This is a genomic window from Sphingomonas fuzhouensis, from assembly GCF_034659795.1.
Classification (GTDB): domain Bacteria; phylum Pseudomonadota; class Alphaproteobacteria; order Sphingomonadales; family Sphingomonadaceae; genus Sphingomonas; species Sphingomonas fuzhouensis.
The window spans coordinates 41,813-61,194 of sequence record NZ_JAXSQY010000013.1; the positions used below are offsets into that span (position 1 = coordinate 41,813).

Annotated in this window: 9 protein-coding genes; 6 read left to right on the plus strand and 3 right to left on the minus strand. The window is 65.3% G+C overall.

Annotated elements, in window-relative coordinates; genetic code table 11:
• Nucleotide 1: 1 nt before the first annotated feature.
• Together U1H82_RS18220 and fliQ are read right to left on the minus strand one after the other, a co-directional pair.
• Nucleotides 2-769 (minus strand): flagellar biosynthetic protein FliR, encoded by a 768-nt coding sequence (locus U1H82_RS18220; RefSeq protein WP_322966411.1) that lies wholly within the window; start codon nt 767-769, stop codon nt 2-4.
• Between the two features lie 14 nt (nt 770-783).
• A complete protein-coding gene (gene fliQ, locus U1H82_RS18225; RefSeq protein ID WP_322966412.1) occupies nt 784-1,053 on the minus strand; it encodes a flagellar biosynthesis protein FliQ in 270 nt (89 codons plus the stop codon).
• A gap of 211 nt (nt 1,054-1,264) precedes the next feature.
• Here fliQ and U1H82_RS18230 point away from each other — a divergent pair, with 211 nt between their 5' ends.
• The 6 genes from U1H82_RS18230 to U1H82_RS18255 all read left to right on the plus strand — a co-directional run bounded on the left by U1H82_RS18230 (nt 1,265) and on the right by U1H82_RS18255 (nt 18,012).
• Nucleotides 1,265-15,085 (plus strand): DUF6531 domain-containing protein, encoded by a 13,821-nt coding sequence (locus U1H82_RS18230; RefSeq protein ID WP_322966413.1) that lies wholly within the window; start codon nt 1,265-1,267, stop codon nt 15,083-15,085.
• Nucleotides 15,073-15,423: a hypothetical protein gene (locus tag U1H82_RS18235; protein ID WP_322966414.1), complete on the plus strand. Its 351-nt coding sequence runs from the start codon at nt 15,073-15,075 to the stop codon at nt 15,421-15,423. The genes U1H82_RS18230 and U1H82_RS18235 overlap by 13 nt, the downstream gene beginning before the upstream one ends.
• A gap of 32 nt (nt 15,424-15,455) precedes the next feature.
• Nucleotides 15,456-15,854, plus strand: a complete 399-nt coding sequence (locus tag U1H82_RS18240) for a hypothetical protein (RefSeq protein ID WP_322966415.1) — start codon at nt 15,456-15,458, stop codon at nt 15,852-15,854.
• Nucleotides 15,855-15,899: 45 nt separating this feature from the next.
• Entirely contained in the window at nt 15,900-16,259 is a 360-nt protein-coding gene (locus U1H82_RS18245) for an SMI1/KNR4 family protein (RefSeq protein WP_322966416.1), read from the plus strand.
• Between the two features lie 686 nt (nt 16,260-16,945).
• Nucleotides 16,946-17,491 carry a putative toxin gene (locus U1H82_RS18250; RefSeq protein ID WP_322966417.1) on the plus strand — a complete coding sequence of 182 codons (546 nt, stop codon included), beginning with the start codon at nt 16,946-16,948 and terminating at the stop codon, nt 17,489-17,491.
• A complete protein-coding gene (locus U1H82_RS18255; protein WP_322966418.1) occupies nt 17,488-18,012 on the plus strand; it encodes a HEAT repeat domain-containing protein in 525 nt (174 codons plus the stop codon). Before U1H82_RS18250 ends, U1H82_RS18255 begins: the two co-directional genes overlap by 4 nt.
• Nucleotides 18,013-18,118: 106 nt before the next feature.
• Here U1H82_RS18255 and U1H82_RS18260 read toward each other — a convergent pair.
• A protein-coding gene (locus U1H82_RS18260) for an IS3 family transposase (protein WP_322962882.1) occupies nt 18,119-19,326 on the minus strand; the annotation gives its coding sequence in 2 pieces (ribosomal slippage) (nt 18,119-19,002 and nt 19,002-19,326; 1,209 coding nt in all).
• Nucleotides 19,327-19,382: the final 56 nt, after the last annotated feature.

The window sequence follows — 19,382 nt, forward strand, 5'->3', positions numbered from 1 at the left end:
GTCAGCCGATTCCGTCGCCAAGCGCATTCATCGTGTCGAAAGCGTATTCCAGGATCGTCGCGAACAGCGAACCCGACAGCGCCAGTGCGATCGGCAGCAGGATCAGGGTGGCCAGCGTCTTCACCTGAAACCCCAGCAGCAGGACGTTCATTTGCGGCAGGGTGCGCGACATGAAGGCGATGGCGAGATCGAGGATGAGCAGCACGACCAACACCAGTCCCGCCAGCCCCAGCGCGAGCAGGAACACGCCCGAGACGTAACCGATCAGGATTTGCGGATCGATCCGCCCCAGCGCGCTGCCCAAAGGCACCCGCCGAACCGAGGCGCTCCACACCGCGAGCAGCCGCGCCGGGCCTTGCGTCGTGAAGAAGATCGCGCCCGCCGCATAGGCGAGGATCGTGCCGATCAGCGGCAATTGTGCGCGGGTCGCGGGATCGACCAGCACCGCCAGACCATAGCCTGCTTGAATGTCGATCGTCCGCCCCGCGACGAGCAGGGCGGCAAAGGCGAGTTGGAGCGCCAGGGCGAGTGCGATACCGAGCAGTAATTCACCCCCCGCGATCGCCAGCAGACCGCCCGGCGGCGGGGCCATGCGCCACGTCGCCTCCGGATTGGCTGCGACCAGCCAGCCCGCAAGCGCGATCGCCAGGATGACGCGGACAAGGCCGGGGATGCGGATCAGCGTGAAGGGTTGCGCAAAGGCGAGCGTCGGCACGATCCGCAGCGTCAGCAGCAGCGTCGCCACCGCCTGTCCGACCAGAGCGTCCATGCCCGTCCGCCCCTTCAGTTCACGAGCATCGGGATGGCAAGGTAGAGCCCGCGCGCGAAATCGGTGACGCGCGTCATCATCCAGGGACCGAGCAGGATCATCAGCCCGGCGACGACCAGGATCTTGGGCACATAGCTGAGCGTCGCTTCTTGGATCTGGGTCGCGACCTGGAACACGCTGATGACGACGCCGACGACCAGCGTCGCGACGAGGACCGGCCCGGCGACCATCAGCGCCTGCCACATCATGTCGTCGAGCAGGTTGAGCGCCCGGTCGGCTTCCATCGATCCCCCTTCATGCCCTTGGGCCTTCCATTCACCATAGGTCGGGCCCCTCGGTGCGCCATGGGAGAAAGGTCCTGAACGGATGCGCCTGACGCTGGCGCGGCCGTTCGCCATCGTCGCGAAAATACCGGCCTAAACTTCTCCCATCCCTCCCCGACAAAATTCTTGGCGACCAGCAACAGGGACGGGTCGCGTCGAAGGGGATCTTGTGATGGTCGCGATGTTCACCGGACTGGGCGCGGGTGCGGAGCGTGGTTCGGGCAATGTGCTCGGCAACGCCGGCATGCTGTGGTCGAGCGGGCTGGGGCGCGCGAACGAGCGGATCCATGTCAACGCCGCGACGGGCAATCTGTTGATCCAGCAGCAGGACGAAATGCTGATCGGGCGCGGCCCCGATGTCGCGGTCGGGCGCACCTATAACAGCCTGGGCGACCTGTCCGACGAGAATGGCGACAATTGGCGCCAGTCGACCGACCGCCGCGTCTATGGCCTGACCGGCACCGCCAATGCATCGGGCTCGACCGTCAAGCGGGTGTCGGCCGACGGGGCGGAAATCACCTATGCCTGGAACGCCAGCGCCTCGGCCTATGTCGCAACCGATGGGGCGGGGGCCTATGACCGTCTGACCTGGACCGCCTCCAACGCGACCTGGAGCTGGACCGACGGCGACAGCCAGCAGACGGAGACCTATGGCTATGCGGCGGGCAGCGGCCGCTACCTGATCACGCGCGCGACCGACACCAAGGGCAACAGCCTGACCTTCGCCTATCTGAACGGCGGCAAGCTGGACAAGGTGACGACCGCCGATGGCGGCTACACCCGATATGGCTGGTCGGGGAACAACATCACCCAGATCGTCACCGGCTATACCGATTATGCGTCGAACAGCGCCAAGACGCTGACCCGCACCCGCTATGGCTATGACTCGTCGAACCGGCTGACCACCGTCACCGTCGACCTGTCGCCGACCGACAACAGCGTGACCGACGGCAAGACCTATGTCACGACCTACACCTATGACGGCACCTCGAAGCGGGTCGCCTCGATCAGCCAGACCGATGGGTCCTCGCTGGCGATCACCTATGACTCGGCGCTGCGGGTCAAGACGCTGGAGCAGACGGCGGCGAGCGGGATCACCCGCACCACCAGCCTGGACTATCAGTCCGGCTATACCAGCATCACCGACCCGACCGGTCAGGTCACGCGGCTGGATTATGACAACAAGGGCCAGTTGACCAAGATCACCGCGCCCCCGGCGGCGAGCGGTGCGACGGCGCAGGTGACGCAATTCGCCTATAATGCGAACGGCGACCTGACATCGGTCACCGATCCGCTTGGCAACGTCACCAGCTATGCTTCGTTCACCGCCAACGGCATGGCCCAGACGGTCACCGACCGGCTGGGCCATGCGACGACGCGCACCTTCGGATCGAAGAACGAGCTCCTGACCGAGACGCGCACCGCCGCCGACCAGAGCGGGGCCGCAGTGCAGCAGACGGCCCGCTGGGTCTATGACACCAACAACCGCGTCCGGTTCGAACTGTCGCCCGACGGCAATGTCGTCGAGCATCGTTACGACGATTCATCGGGCAAGGGTGGGGTGGAGGTGCTGACCCTCACCTACACCGCGGCGCGCTATGACGTCAGCGGATTGGGCAAGACGGCGACGCCCAGCCTGTCGCAGATGAACAGCTGGGCGTCGAATGCGGACAAGACGCAGATCAGCCAGCGCTCCTACACCTATGACGCGCGCGGCAACATGACCGCCAGCTATGGCTATGGCACGCTCGACAGTTCGGGCGCGGGCGATACGCAGGGCGGGGTCTTCTATACCTACGACCAGGCGGGGCAGCTGCTGTCCACCAACCGCTATGCGCATGCCGCCGAGACCTATGTCTATGACGGCATGGGCCGGGTCGTCTCCTCGGTCGATCTGGCGGGCGGCACGACCAGCATCGTCTTCAACGATGCGGCGAGTACGACGGTGGTCACGCTGGCGGCGGGGCTGGTCCAGACCTCGACCTACAACCAGGCGGGCGAACGCGTCAGCTGGAGCGAAAGCGGTACGAACATCGCGACCGGTACTGCCGCTTATAAATATGATGCGCTTGGCCGGATGCGCATGGCGACCGATGCCACTGGCCACAACAGCTATGTCATCTACGACCAGGCGGGGCGCAAGGTCGCCGATGTCGACCATTATGGGATGGTCACCGAATATCGCTACGACGCCAATGACCGGGTGGTCGGGCGGGTGGCCTATGCCAACTATCTGACGACCGCCCAGTTGGCGACGCTTGCCGATCCGCTGGCGGCGGTCGACATCGCCACGATCCGTCCGGCGGCGACCGCAGGCGACCTGTGGGCATGGACTGTCTATGACGGGGAAGGGCGTATCCTCCAGACGATTGACGGCACCGGCCGGACGATCGTGAACGCCTATGATGCCGCCGGGCGCCGCGTCCGGTCGACGGCCTATTACAACATGCTGACCGCGACGCAGGTGAGCGGGTTCAAGACCACGCCGCCCACCGCCGTCACGCTGCCCACGACCGACAGCGCGCGCGATGCCGTGTCGCGCACCTTCTACGACAGGAACGGCCGGATGGTCGGGATGCTGGATGGCGAGGGCTTCCTGACCCGGATCGACTATGATGCGGGCGGGCGCAAGATCGCGGAGACGGCCTTTGCGACCGCCACTACCGCGTCGAACCGCGCCAACGGCAGTTTCGCGACGCTGGTCGACGGGCTCGCCAACGCCGCAGCCGACCGGACCACCCGCATGGTCTATGACGGGCTGGGGCAGATGGTGTTCAGCATCGACGCGCTGAACCGGGTGACCGAGATGGTCTATCCCAATGGCGACGCCGCCGACGTCAACGGCCTGGCCCGACAGACCATCCGCTATGCCGGATCGATCGCGGCACCATCGCGCTGGACCGTGGCGAGCGTTCGCGCCGCGCTGAACGATGCCGGACTCGCCGATCGTGCCGACAACCGCACGACCTGGGCGATTTACGACGATCGCGACAATCTGGCCTATGCGATCGACGCGACCGGGGCGGTCACGGGCTATCGCCATGACGTGTCGGGCAACGTCACCAGGGTGACGCGCTATGCGACGCTGCGCGCGACCACGTCGCTGCCGACCGCCGCCGCGATGGATAGCTGGGCGGATGCGAACGCGAACGTCGGCGACGATCGCGTCACCCGCCACTGGTATGATGCGCGGAACGACCTGCGCTATGTCGTCGATGGCGAAGGCTTCGTCACGCGGACCGATTTCGATGCCGAGGGGCGTCCCACCGGCACGGCGGCGTTCGTCGATGCGATCGCCGTCACCGACACCACCAGCTATGCGCAGGTCGCCGCCGCCGCGACCGGCCGGGCGATCACCACCGCGACCGCCTATGACATGAGCGGACGAGTCGCCTCCGAGACCGACGGAACCGGTGCGGTCACGGCCTATATCTATGACGCGGCGGGGGGGCTGCTCGGCAAGACGCTGCGCGCGAACGGCAGCGCGGACGCGTCGCAGACCAGCTATGGTTATGACGCCGCCGGGCGGATGGTGTCGCGGACCGATGGCGTCGGGACCGACGAGGCGGCGACCACGGCGATGGTCTATGACGGGATCGGCAATCTCCTCGTCACCACCGACCCCAATGGCAACAGCGTGACCGCGACCTATGACCGCGCCGGTCGCCGGATCACCGAAAGCGATGCCGAGGGGCTGACCACCAGCTATGCCTATAATGCCTTTGACCAGGTGGTGGCCGTCACCGATCCGCGGGGCAAGACCGCCTATCGCTACTACGACCTGACCGGTCGCACGACCACCACGCGCGACGCGATCGGCCGGGTGACCGTGACCAGCCATAACGCGTTCGGCGAGGTCACGCGCAGCCTCCGCTACGCCAATCTGGCAAGCGATGCCGCGAGCGCCACCACGCTGCCGAACGTCATCGCCGACGGCGCGCGGGATGCGGTGACCGACTGGACCTATGACAAGGCGGGCCGGATCAGCACGATCACCGATGCCGAGGCGGCGGTCACGACCCAGGCCTATAACGCGTTCGGCGACATGGTGGCGCGTGTCGATCCGCTCGACGGGCGCAGCATCGTGACGACTGCGACCTATGATCGACGCGGACTGCTCAAGACGCGGATCGTCGATGCGGCGAGTGGCGGCAAGGCGCTGACCATCAGCTATGGCCATGACGCCTTCGGGCGTGAAGTGACGCTGGCCGATGCGCGGGACAGCACCGGCACGCGCACCTATGACGATGCGGGGCGGCTCGCCTCGACCACCGACGCACTCGGCAATGTCACGGCCTATGCCTATGACAAGCGCGGCAATCTGGCCGCCGTCACCGACGCCAAGGGGGCCGTGACCCGCTATGCCTATGACGCGTTCGACCGGCGCGTCTATACGGTGGACGCGCTCGGCGGGGTCGTTCGCACCGAATATGACAAAGCGGGCAATGCGATCCGCACCATCGGCTATGCCGCGCCGATCGCGCTGGCGGGCCTGTCCGCCGTCACCACGGCTGCGGCGATCACGGCGCGGGTGAGCGCGAACCCGGCGGCGGACACGCCGTCCCGCTCCATCTACGACCGCGACGACCGCTTGCGCTTCACCGTCGACGGGGCGGGGTCGCTGACCGAGATGCTGTATGATGGCGCCGACCATCTCGTCCGCACCATCACCTATCCGGTCGCCGTGGCCGATAGCGCGACCTTCACCGTCGCCGGGATGCAGGCCGCCATCGCGGCGATGACGACGGCCGAGCGCGAGGCCGCGCCGGTCAGCCGCAGTGTCTTCGATGCCAGCGGACAGCGCGTGTACGGGATCGATGCCTCGGGCTTCGTCACCGCCTTCACCTATGACAGCCGGGGCAACAAGACGTCCGAACGGCGCTTCGTTACCGCCTATACCGGCACCGACGATCCGAGCGACGCGGCGATGGCGAGCTGGGCCGCCGCCAACGCCGACCCAGCCGATCGCGTCACCCGCGCGCTGTACGACCGCGAAGACCGGCTGCGCATCGATGTCGATGCCGAGGGCTATGTCACCCAATATGCCTATGACCAAGCGTCGCACCTGATCCAGAAGATCCGCTATCCCGACCGCTATCCGGCGATCGACGGGGCGACGACGCTGGACCAGGCGAGCGCGCTGATCGGCGCGACTCCGCCCGCCACGGCGCAAGTCACCGCCTATGCTTACGACTCCGCCGGGCGGCTGGAGAGCGAGACCCGCGACGCAGGGGCGGGGCGGCTCAATCAGGTCACGACCTTCGTCAGCGACGCGAACGGGAATGTGGTCGCCGAAACCGATGTGGCGGGCCGTACCACGCGGTACGTGTACGACGCCGCCAATCGCCGGATCGCGGCGGTCGACGCGCTCGGGGGCGTGACGGCGATGGGCTATGACGCGCTCGGCCGGATCGCGTGGACCAAGAGCTATGCGACGCCGATCGCGCGCGCGACGCTGGACGCCTATCCGCCCGCGATCACGCTGGCGCAGGCGAGCGTGTCTGCCGCCGCCAATGACCGCGTCACCCGCACCTTCCATGACGCGGCCGGGCGACAGGCCTTTGCCGTGGATGGCGAGGGCTTCGTGACCGAGCGCCGCTATGACGGCGTCGGCAATCTCACGACGACTATCCGCTATGCCGCCGTCATTTCCGGCCTGACCGATGCGACGACGACGGGGGAACTGGCCGCGCTGCTGCCCGCCGCGATCCCCGTCGACGCGGCGGTGACCCGCTATGGCTATGACCGGACCAGCCGGTTGACCGAGCGCACCGATCCGGATGGCAGCGTCACCCGGTTCGACTATGATGCGCTGGGCGACGCGGTGCGCACGACGGCGGCCTATGGGACGGCGGATGCCGCGACCACGACGCGCGTGTTCGACAAACGGGGTCAGCTCGTCCGGGAGATCGGCGCGGGTGCGATCACCGGGACCGATTATGGCTATAACGCTTTCGGCGAGCGGGTCTCCACCACCGATCCGCTGAGCTTCAGCGTTACGACGGCCTATGACCGGCTCGGCCGCGCGACGACCGAAACCGTGCCGGTCGGTGCGACCGATGCGGGACTGGCGACGACCAGCGTTTATGACGCCTTTGGCCGCGTGGTGCAGATTACCGACCCGAACGGCCATTCGGGCTATTTCCACTATGACAATCTCGATCGGCTGATCGCGCAGGTCGATGCCGAGGGTTATGTCACCCAGACCAACTGGACGCCGACCGGCCAGAAGGACAGCGTGATCCGCTATGCCGAGCGCGCGGTATCGCCCGGCAGCGCCACGACCATGCCCGTCGTCTATGGCAGCGGTGCCGACGCGATCACCAGCTTCGGCTATGACCGGCTCGATCGGCTGGTCGCCACGACCGACGCGCGCGGCAATACCGAGCGCTACGTCCTCGATGCGTTCGGCGACCGGGTGGCGGTGGTCAACAAGCTGGGGGGCGTGACCTTCAACAGCTATGACCGGCGCGGCCTGCTGGTCGAGGCGATGACCCAGGTTCGCTGGACCGATCCCGCCCGCGGCCTGGCGATGGGCAGCAACATCGCCAACACCTATGCCTATGACGCCGGCGGCAACCTGTCGGTCAAGGTCGAGGCGGCGGGGCGGCCCGAGGCACGGACCACCCGCTATACCTATGACGGCCTGGACCGGATAACCGCGACGATCGGCGATCCGGTCGAAATACTGGTCGACCCGGAGCTTGGCACCACCGCCATGGTCGCGCCGATCGAACGGACGATCTACGACCGGCGCGGCAATGTGATCGAGCGGGTCGACGCGAACGGCGCGCGCTCGCTGACCTATTATGACGGCCAGGACCGCAAGATCGCCGAGCTGTCGGCGGTGGGTACGCTCACCACCTGGCACTATGACGGCGCGGGCAATGCGGTGCTGCGGCGCGTCTATGGCGATCCGGTGGCCCTACCTACGGCGGCCGGGGGCACGCCGCCCGCCCCGGCCAATGCGGGCAACGTCCGCGAGACCGCCTATGCCTATGACCGGAACAACCGGCTGGTCTCGACCAGCGTCGCGGCGGCGGTCGCCGGGCGGTATGACGGGGCGAACTATGTCACAGTGCAGGGCGTCACCACCGCCGTCGCCTATGACGGGCTGGGCAATGTCGTGCGCGCGACCGACGGCAACGGCGCGACCGTCCTCCACTGGTTCGACAGACTGGGCCGCGAGATCGGCAAGGTCGATGGCGAGGGCTATCTGACGAGCTGGGTCCGCGACGCCGAGGGCAATGTCACCGCCGAGCGTCGTTATGCCAACCGGGTCGGCGGCACCTATAGCGAGACGACGTCGCTAGCGACCGTGATCGGGCAGACGGTGGCGGACGCCGCCAACGACCGCGTCACCCTGTTCGCCTATAACCGCAACGGCCAGCGTATCCGTGAGGAACGGCTGGGCGTGACCGGCCTGATGGACGGGGCGACCGGCACCGAAGCGGCGGCGACCAGCGCGGTGATCCGCTATACCTATAACGCGCTGGGCGAGGTGCTGAGCAAGCATGAGGCGACCGGCGACGTCACCCAGTACAGCTATGACGATAGCGGCCGCCTGATCCGTCAACAGGATGCCCCGATCGGCAGCCTGGGCGGCATCCGCCGCACCACCGACTTCACCTATGACGATCTGAACAACCTGCTGACCGCGCGCGAGAGCGGCTCCGTCGACACCTCGGCGCCCGTGGTGTTCGAGGATATCGTCCCCGCCGTCCGCCCGGTCCCGGTGCCGGTGACCACCGCCAGCTTCGGGATCGCGACCGCCGATGGCTATTCGCGGGTCCATGGCAGCAGCGGCAATGATTACATGTACATGATCTCTGCCGTAGAGGGCGGGGGGAATAATTACGGCCTGGAGGGCGGCGACGGCGATGACTGGCTGATCAACAGCAGCTGGAACGGCATGATGGACGGCGGCGCGGGCAACGACGTGCTCGAATTCCGCACGTTCCTCTATGGGGTCGGCGGAGCGGGCAGCGACTATTTCGTCTTCGACATGGGGCATCTCGTCGGGCAGCAATACGGCTATAGTCCCGAGGAGCGCTGGGGCGATATCGCGGATTTCACGCCCGGCGTCGACAAGATCGCGATCCTGAACGCGATCACGAGCTTCGCGGACCTGACCATCGTCCAGAATGGCGCCGATGCGGAAGTGCGCTTCCTCCATGCGCCCCGAATCGTGCTGCGCAACACCGATGCCGCGAGCGTCACTGCCGCCGACTTCGTCATCGACCGGTCGGGTTTCACCGGCTCACGGCCGATCGGCGACCGGCTTCCCACCCCGCTCATCACCAATAGGCCGACAGGCACGAATTATGAATCGCAGGGGACGGCGGGCAACGACCTGATCGTCCTTCCCGGCGAGGGGCATGGCAGGGCGTTCGGCGGTGGCGATGGCGACGATCATCTCATCAGCGGGCAATGGCTGAGCACCGTCGGCGGCGGTGACGGCAACGACCTGATCGAAGTGCGCAGCGTCGGTGTGCTCGCGATCGGCGGCAACGGCAATGACACCTTCGTCTTCGACGACAGCATCTTTTCCCCCAACGACTGGATACGGAACCCCCAATATGACTGGGGGATGATCGCCGGTTTCGCGCCCGGCCGCGACCGTATCGTCATCCCCGGCCGCAGCTTTGCCGAGCTGACCTTCACGCAGGTCGGCGCCGACGTCCACGTCACCATGGCGAATGCGCCGCGCATCATTCTCCAGTCGCTGACGGTCGCGGAAATCCAGCCCTCCGACTTCACCTTCTCGCCCGCCGACCCGGTGATCGCGATGCCGCAGCGTAGCGCCGCGCCGACGACTGCGCCGATCACGCCCGCCGCCACCGACCGGGTCAATGCCTTCGTCTATGGCGCGGGCGGGCGGCTGGTCAGCCAGACCGATGCGACCGGCTTCACCCGTTCCTTCGCCTATGACGCGGTCGGCCGCGTGCTGCGCGAAAGCTATGACCGCGAGCGCTCGAACGGCGATGTCGTCACCGAGGGCCGCTTCACCCAATATGACGCGGTCGGCCGCACGGTCGGCCGCTATGCCGCGTCGCTGTCGAACGATCGCTGGTATCGGGGCGACCTGTCGACCACCGGCTATGACGCATTCGGCGACGCGGTGTTCACCGCCGTCAACGGCACCGTTCAGGAACGCCGTGTCTATGACGCGCTCGGCCGGGTGGTGAAGACCAATGCGCGTGACGGGGTGTGGCGCGAATATGGCTATGACGGCAATGGCAATGCGACCCTGACCGTCGCCAGCAACGGCTTCGATGCCACCGAGGCGGCAGTCGGTGCGCTGCTGCAACGCGGGTTGGCGGGCAATGCCGACGCGGTCGTGACCTATACCACTTACGATCGCCGCAATCTGGCGACCGCCAGTTACGAGGTCGGCCGCGAACGCGGCCTGCAAGCCGATGGAACCAGCGCAGCGCCGGTGACGCTGTCGCGGACCCAGGCCCATAATGCCTTTGGCGATGTGGTGTCCGATGTCGATCCGCGTGGGGCCACGACCAGCTATCGCTACAACAGCATCGGCAAGCTGATCGAGCGTAACGGCCCCACCGTGACGGTGACGCTCGCCGATACGAACTCGGTCAGCCAGAGCCCGACGGACCGCTTCTATTACGATCTGTCGGGCCGTGCGATCGGCACCCGTGACGCCAATGGCTATCTCACCCGTCGCACCCTGTTGGAAGGGCGTGGCTATGGTGACGAAGAGGCTCTGGTGCGCGTCGAATATCGTCCCGACGCCAGCACCAATACCAGCGAATACAACGTCTTCGGTGACGCCATCGCCGCTATCGATGGCCTCGGGCGGCGCACCGACCGCACCTTCGACAAGCTGGGGCGGTTGCTGACCCAGGCGATGCCGGGCGCGACAACGACCCGGCTGACCGACACCTATGCCTATGACGGGCTGGGCCAGCGTATCCGGCATTCCAACTCGGTCTATCAGGCGCCGGTCGTCGGACAGACCTATCCCTATTATGACGAGGTGGCGGGCGGCACCTTCTACCTCTCGCCGAGTGGCCGCTATCTGATCCAGGGCGATACCGGCGGGGCGGCGGGCACCAACAAGGGGCTGACGATGCCGGTCAGCTATCCCGCGACCGGGCCGGAGGAGCGGCGCTGGGTCTATGATTCGGTGCGCGGCTATGCGGTGCTGCTGCCCGCCGGCGTGACGACTTACGAAAGCCCCGAGGATGACGGTGAAGGCGGCGCGCCCGGCCTGGTCGTGGCAGGCGTCGAGACCACCGATTACGACTTGCAAGGCCGTGTCGTCGCCAGCGTCGACTTCGCGGGCGACCTGACCACCTATAGCTATCAATGGAGCGCGTCCGCGCAGACGGCGGGGCTCGGCGTCACCGGCGGCTGGGTCAAGACGGTCAGCACCCCCGCCGACCGCTTCGGCGTCGACGGCGCAGTGGCGGCGTCCGAGACGACCGACAGCTTCGGTCATGTCCAGCAGCGTACCGACCAGGGCGGCAACCTCACCCAGGTCGAATACAGCCTGGCCGGACGGGCGACGACCGAGACGCATAGCGACCCGGCGGGCGGGTGGACGGTCTCGTTCGGCTATTACAATACCGGCCTGCTCGCGAACGTGACCGAGGCGGGCCAAGCTGCGACCTATGGCTATGACGCATCGGGCAACCGGGTGTACGAGCGGCTGGTCGCGGGCAGCACGGTCAAGCAGGACAGCCGCGCCACCTACGACCTCTTGGGCCGGATGGCGACATGGACCGACCTTGCCGCCGATGGCGGAGTGGCCAATGCCGCCCTGTCTTGGAGCTATGACGCGGTCGGCAATATCCGCAGCCTGACGCAAAGCTATCGGCCGATGGACCCGACCGGGCTGTCATCGCTCCAGAGCGGACCGCAGACGCGCTGGTATCTCTATGACGCGATGAACCGCGTTGTCCTCGACCAGGGCGAGCGGGCGGGGGGTACGATCGTCCGGGGCGGTGGCGTCAGCCTGCTCTACGACGCGGCGGGGCAGCGGGTCAGCGCCACCACCGCTACGGGCGTTACGGCCGCAGGCCAGGAGGGTACGGCGTCCTCCGGCGAACACCGCGAACGCTATGTCTATTCCGACGATGGCCAGCTGGTCGCGGTGTATCAGTCGGATGCGGTGACGGCCGGGAGCTTCGGGCCCGAGACGCTGCTGGCGAGCTATCAGCGCGACGCGCTGGGCCGGGTGCTGTCCGAGCAGCAATATGATCCGGACGGTGCGACGGTCGTGCGCTCGCGCTACGGCATCGCCTATGACAATCGCGGCCGGGTGACGGCCGAGAGCGCGACGCAGCGGCGGGGCACCGAGACCTATAACAGCTATTCGACCAACTGGTACAACCCGGACGGCACCCTGTCGTCCAGCGCGGTGCAGAGTTGGAAGGACGGCGGCGGCACGACGTCCAACGCCACGACCACCTATCGCTATGTCTGGCGCGACGGGCCGCTGACCAGCGCGGTGACGCTGACCAACACGGACGGCACCACCCAGTCGCTGTACGGTTATGACGAGGCGGGGCGGCTGCAGAGCGTGACGCTGACCGGCGGCACCCGTCCGCGCACCGTGGCGGTGACGACCGACCTGGCGGGGCAGATCCTGACCCGCGACGAACTGCCGCAATATACCAACGCCCCCGCCGCCAACCCGCATGAGAAGCGCTATATCTTCGACGGCGTGGTGATGGGCGAGGTCGGCAATGACGGCACCGACAACACGACCTTCGCCGCGGCGGTCGCCGAGGGGCGGTCCGCCGAGCCGCAATCGACGACCGCCAACCCGGCCGGGCCATTCCGTAACGGCGCCTTTTCGGGCGCGGCCCATGCCGACTTCGACCAGAATTACGATGCGGTGAATTACCGCAACGTCGCGACCACGCCGCAAAGCTATACGGTGCGCGGCGGCGACACGCTGGCGGGCATCGCCCAGACACTCTGGGGCGATGCGAACCTCTGGTATCTGATCGCAGGCGCCAACGGCCTCACCGCCGACGCGACGCTGGCCGAGGGACAGGTGCTGTCCATCCCCTCGACCGTGGTCAACCGGGGCAACACCGCCGACACCTGGCGCCCCTATGACCCCGCCGAGGCGCTGGGCGACGTCCAGCCCAACACCCCCGTCCCCCAGCCGCGCGCGGCCCAGGGCGGCAGGCGCAACCGCTGCGGCATCTTCGGCGCGATCCTGCTGGCGGTGGTCGCGGTCGCGGTGACCGTGGTGACGGCCGGGGCCGCAGTCGCGGCGCTGGCGCCGAGCGTGGGTTCGCTGGGGGCGGGCATCTCCACGGTCCTGAGCGGCGGCGTTGCGAGTGCTCTGGGCGGCGGCCTGGGCGGGACGCTGGGCGCGATCGCGATCGGTGCAGGGTCGGCGGCCGTTGGTTCGGCCGTGAGCCAGGGCGTCGGTGTCGCAACGGGCTTGCAGGACCAATTCTCGTTCAAGGGCGTGGCGCTGGCGGCGATTTCGGGCGGGGTCGGTGCCGGTATCGGCGCCAGCGGCCTGGCCAGCCGGGTCGGCGGCGTGGCCGGTGCGGCGGTGAGCGGCCTCGCGGGTAATGTGCTGACCCAGGGCATCGCGGTGGCCACGGGCCTTCAGCACCGGTTCGACTGGGCGGGCGTGGCCGCCGCGGGTGTTACGGGACCGGTGGGCTATGCCACCGCCCCGCGCGGGTCGTCCTTCGGCGCGCAACTGCTGTCCGGCGCGGCCTCGGGGATCGCAGGTGCCGCCACGCGCAGCCTCGTGGAGGGTACGAGCTTCGGCGACAACATCCTGTCGGTCCTCCCCGATGTGATCGGCAGCACCATCGGGCGGCTGGCTGCACAAGCCGTCGGCGAAGCCAGTCTCCGATCGGGAAGCAGGGTCCCGAGATTGGCGGTCGATCCGGCTGCGCTGGACGATGGCGGTGTGGTGACGGGCGGCACATCGGAGTCGATCGAACGGCGCATCGCCGAGCTTCGGGCAAGTGGCCGGATCACGCCGCAGGAGGCTACCGAAATCAGGCAGTTCGCGTCCGAGGTCAAAAGCCGGCTCGCCGAGCAACAGGCCGCGCTGGATCGCGCGAACGGTCAGCGCATGGCGGGGATCGGATCGGATGGAAAGCCGAATCTGGTGACGCGGGATGCGGGTTACGCGATCGACTTGGGTACGCTGGAGGCGCGGGTTCAGGCCTATGACGCGCAATACGGCACCGGCCGGTATAGCGTCGAGGGAAAGCAGCAGTTCGACGCTTCGATCGCCAACAACCGGCGACTGATCGAACAGTGGGATCGCACGGCGGAATCGGAGGTCAATCGCCTGTTCGGAGGCTTCCTGCTCGGTTCGGCTGGTGGAGCGTTGGTCGGTGCGGGCGGCGCGGCCTTGGTGGCGACGGCGGGTTGGGGCGCCGGGACTACCTTAGCGGCCAATGCAGGCGTCGCCGGATTGTCCTCGACGGCGACCGGCCTGGGTTACCGACCGGCTCTGGGCGAAACCAACACCGCTTTGAGCGCGGCGACCGACTTTGCAGGCGGCGTGGTCGGCTTCGGCGTAGGGAATATGATCGCTCGGGCGGGTTCGGGCCTCTTCAGCAGGATCGGATTGGGGCGTACGGCCGTAGAGAGTGCACCCAATATCGTGTATCGCGGGCTCACCGAGGCCGATGCCGTTGCGCTTCGGTCGGGCCAGGGATTTACGGCCAAAGCGCCACAAGGCACGTGGTCTGCCGCTGAGCACGTGGCGAACAGCGGGCCGGGTATCGGTGGGGCGGCGAAAAATAGCCCTTGGATATCCACTAGCAAGCGGCTCGATGTCGCGACTGCCTACGATAGCGGGAATGGTGTCGTCGCCATTGATCTCAGTAAGGTCAACTCGCTTCAAGTTGAGGTGTGGCGGACTGCTCCGCGTGTGAACGGCGTGGAAGGATTGCCATATCATCGATCTATCTGGGGCCAGGAGGTGACGATCCACGGGACAATCCCACGCGAGGCGATTATATGGCCCCGATGACCGAAGCGGAGACGATCTTTGAGCATCTGAAAGACGGGCTTGGGGCCTTCCTCCTGAAAATCCAGACTGTTCGCGTATTGGATGAGGCGGCGTTTGAGCGGATCGATGCGGATGCTCGAAGGCTGGCCCAGGAGCTGAAGAACCAAGCGTTAGTGCCCAAGGCCATGCTCAATGAAATACGAACGGCGACGAAGATGTTGCAGGCTGAGGCTCCGTATATGCGGGCGGAGCAAAGCATGATGCTAGATATGGCCAGCAAACTTGAAATGACGTTCGATCTGATTTTGTTAGGTGAAGATCATAATGATCGAATTCCCGGTGTACCTCGAATAATATGAGCTGCGTTGATCTAATGGATATGATACCATCATTGAACAAGCCGCATCGGATCGAGGCGTTCGGCTTCGCGCAAGTCGATGAGGTCGCACACATGATATCTTGGTTGGGACGTGGGGGCAACTTCCGCCAGTTCGTAACCAACGATGTGGAGGGGGAGCTATACGCCCAGACTCCTGGTGCCCAGCTCCTATCGATTACCTGTAAAGGACCGCTTCACTTGGAGACCAGGGTGATGCCGAAAGGGCAAGGTGCCACCCCAATCGATATTAGCGTCACCTTCCCGCTCTCGTTGCAGATTAAAATGCCCGATGATGCGCTGTGGCGGTTGGATGTTGAGCACAACTATGATGCGGTAAATATCCATCTGAAGGATGGGCGACGAACGCTTACCCAGAACTTCTCAGTGGTCGGGCACGAGCAGGTATCGTAGCGGGCGTGGCGATCTACGATCCGGTCGTAAAACGTTGAGGTCGGAATGAGCAATTTTCAGCTTTATCGAGCGGAGCAGTTGCCCTCGGGTTTCGCTTATCCCGCGGGCTTCCGGCGCATTGCCGAGTCCGGGTCCTATCCGCCCATCGCTCCGTGGTGGTTCGTCGATGCAGCATCTGAGGCTGGAAAGCTATTTTTTAGCATCCGCGAATATGATGGGCGCAATCTTATCCCGTTTGCAAAAGTTGACGACGGTCGCGGAGATATTGCGTGTTTCGATGGTGACGACCGCAGCGGGAATCCGGGGGTATCGATGCTGATTTTGGACGAGTCCGGACGTTCTTACTCCTTCAGAGATTTTGATGAATGGATGAACGCGGCCCTTAAGGATGCGTCTGTCGCCTGATCTGTTGCCGTAGAGAGGTCAGCTTTGAGATTGGCTGGGATGTCATCGGCAGAGCGTCGCGTAGTTTTGGAGGATAAGCTAGAAGTCGACGTTATGCGATGGCTGGAGGAAATGCAGCTGATATCATCCGCCTTGACCCGGCTTTTTGTAGCGTTCTAGAGGTTGTTATGAAACTGCGGTAATCGTGGCAGGTTAATAACAACCTGTAGGGAATGACAAGCAGAGGCCGTTCGATGAATATCGAAGAAAGTTCTATGCAGGTGTTGGGTATGCGCTCGACATCAGCAAGGCTCGCTTCAACGAATTTGATATCCGCGGTGTTCCGGGTCGGTTGGTCCAGCGTGATATCGAAAGTCAGATACTGATTATTCGGGAGCGTGCCCTGCAAGCGGCCGCGCCAAGATGAGAAAAGCAGCTTGATCCGTCGAACAAGCTGTGGCCGTTCATGGTAAATCTCTTTCTGGGTGACGGCGATGCGGACACGGTCTTTGTTGCGCCCCTTGGTGCCGCTAAGTCTAAGCGGGATCCATTGTTGAAGGGGTTACAGGAACTGAGAAGGATCGGGCTGGCCGAGCCAGATTGATGCTGGTCCAGTAGGCGCCTGCCCGCTGCCGAGCTGACCGAGGAACTGGCTGGCGGGCGCCGCGGCCTTGGTTGCGACGGCGGGTTGGGGCGCCGGGACCAGCTTGGCCGCCAATACAGGCGTCGCCGGACTGTCCCCGACGGCGACCGGTCTGGGTTACCGACCCGCCCTGGGCGAAGCCGACACCGCTTCGAGCGCGGGGACCGACTTTACGGGCGGTGTTGTTGGCTTCCGCGTAGGCAATGTGATCGCTCGGGCGGGTTCGAGCCTCCTCGGAAGGATCGGATTGGGGCGGACGGCCGTAGAGAGTGCAACGGCCCATGCCGCACGGCTTGGCCTTGAGGGTGAGCAAGCGATTGGGATCACCGGACCGAAGGTCGGTATCCGTATTCCCGGCAGCAACCAGCTGCGGTTCCAGGACACGATAGACCTTAAGGGTGCGCGGTTGATTGAATCAAAAAATGTTTCTCATCAAGGTTATACTCGGCAGCTCCGTGATTACTCCGCTTGCGCGGAGGACAAGGGATTGACGTTCGAGCTATACGTTCGTGGCGCATCAAATCCGCTTGGGCAGACGCGACTGAGCAAACTCTTCGCGGATGCAGTGCGTCGAGGCGAAATTGTGCTGACGATAATTCCGGGAAAATGATGATGGTTAAAAATAAGAGCTCTATCGGTGCTGCAGACTTGATGGCCGAATTGGAAGCCGACCCAGAATGGGTCGAGCAGGACCGTCAACGTCGGGAGAAACATCAAGCATCCGTGGATGCGATGCAGGCAGAGATGGCACCAGAGGAACGGCTCCTGGTGCGAGACTTGGCTGCTGCAGGGAGCCATCTCACGTCGGTCTTCGAGATGGTGAACACGAGCGACAGCTACCCTGAAGCGATCCCGGTCCTGCTGAAGCATCTTCCGGTCACGACCCATCCGGTCCTGCGCCAAGGCATCGGGCGAGCGTTGGCTGTCGGGGAAGCGGAAGGATTGGCTGGACCAGCACTGCTGGCGGAGCTTCGTCGCGAACAGGATGCCGAGACGCGCTGGGTGTTTGCGAACACGCTGACGATCGTTGCCGATCGTAAGGATGCGGAACAGCTAAAGGCTATGATAGACGATCCGCGCTACGAGGATGTGAGAGAGCGGCTTAGTCAGGCACTGAAGAACGTATCGTAGGACGCAGATGACCGCGCGATGATCTCGTCGGTTGCCCCCACTTGGTTGCCGTTAAGGAGGCCAAGGGCGTCGGTGACTGATCTGGCCCCCGTTTGGCCGGACGGATTCAAGCGGTTGCAGAAACCATTGCGCGATGCTCGCGCGGGGAACGCATTTTGAGCCCTGAATGAGGGTGGTTGTCGTTGTAGTCTTCGATCCATCCGGCAAGCGATGTCAACGCGGTGAGTGCATCGGGTAGCGACGAGACGCGGACGTAATCGCGTTTGAGGGTATGCACGAAGGCTTCGGAGATGCCGTTGGATTGCGGGCTGCGGACAGGGGTGAAGCAGGGTTTGAGCCCGAGTTGCCGGGCAAAGGTCCGCGTTTCGCGGGCGGTATAGGCCGAGCCGTTATCGGACAGCATCTCAACCGGCGCGACCGTGCGCATACCGCCGAAGCGGGCCTCCACGGCTTCCAGCATGATGTCGCGCACGTCCGAACCGCTGATGCCGGCATTGGTGACGGCGTGCCAGGCGATGATCTCGCGGTCGTGGGCGTCGATGATAAAGGCGCCGCGCACGACCTCGCCGTTCCAGCAGGTGAACTCGAACCCGTCCGAGCACCAGCGCAGGTTCGAGCGGATCGCCACCACGACGCCGTCATGACCGTAATCGGTTCGCTCGGTATAGCGCCGCGCCAGCAGCAGGCGGTTGGCTGCCATGATGCGGTAGACGCGTTTGTGGTTGACCGGCACCAGTCCTTCGGCGCGCTGCTGTCGATTGAGGACCGCCGCGATGCGGCGGTAGCCGTATGTTGGCCGCTGCGCGGCGATCTGGCGAATGCGGGGCAACAGGTCCGCGTCGTCGGCCTTCGTGTATGGCCCGCGCGTCTTGGTGCTGCCGGTCAGGCGGTCGTACACCGTCGAGCGTCCGACGCCGAGCGTGCTGGCGACCAGGCTCACCGGATAGTCTCCGGCAGCGGCGAGTGCATGAGCAAGCTCGCTTTTTTTGGGCGCGAGCGCTCCAGCGCCTCCTTCAGTATCTCGACCTCCAGCGTCTTGCGGCCGAGCTGGCGCTCCAGTTCGCGGATGCGGGCTTCCATCTCACGGACCTGACGGTTGCTGGTTACGTCATCGTCGCCGACGATCGCGACGCTTCCGCCTTCCAGCATCAGCCGCCGCCAGCGGTACAGCAGGTTCGGGGCCACGCCATTGCGGCGCGCCACCACCGATATGCTCTCGCGACCATCGAGCGTTTCCTCAACGATCCTCAGCTTCTCGGTGGAACCCCAGTGACGACGCCGACCGCCGTCGGTGATGATCTCGGACACGGACATAAGCCTATGCTCAGGGGATAGCCCCAAGCCTCCTTCTTAGGCTTGAATCCGTCCGG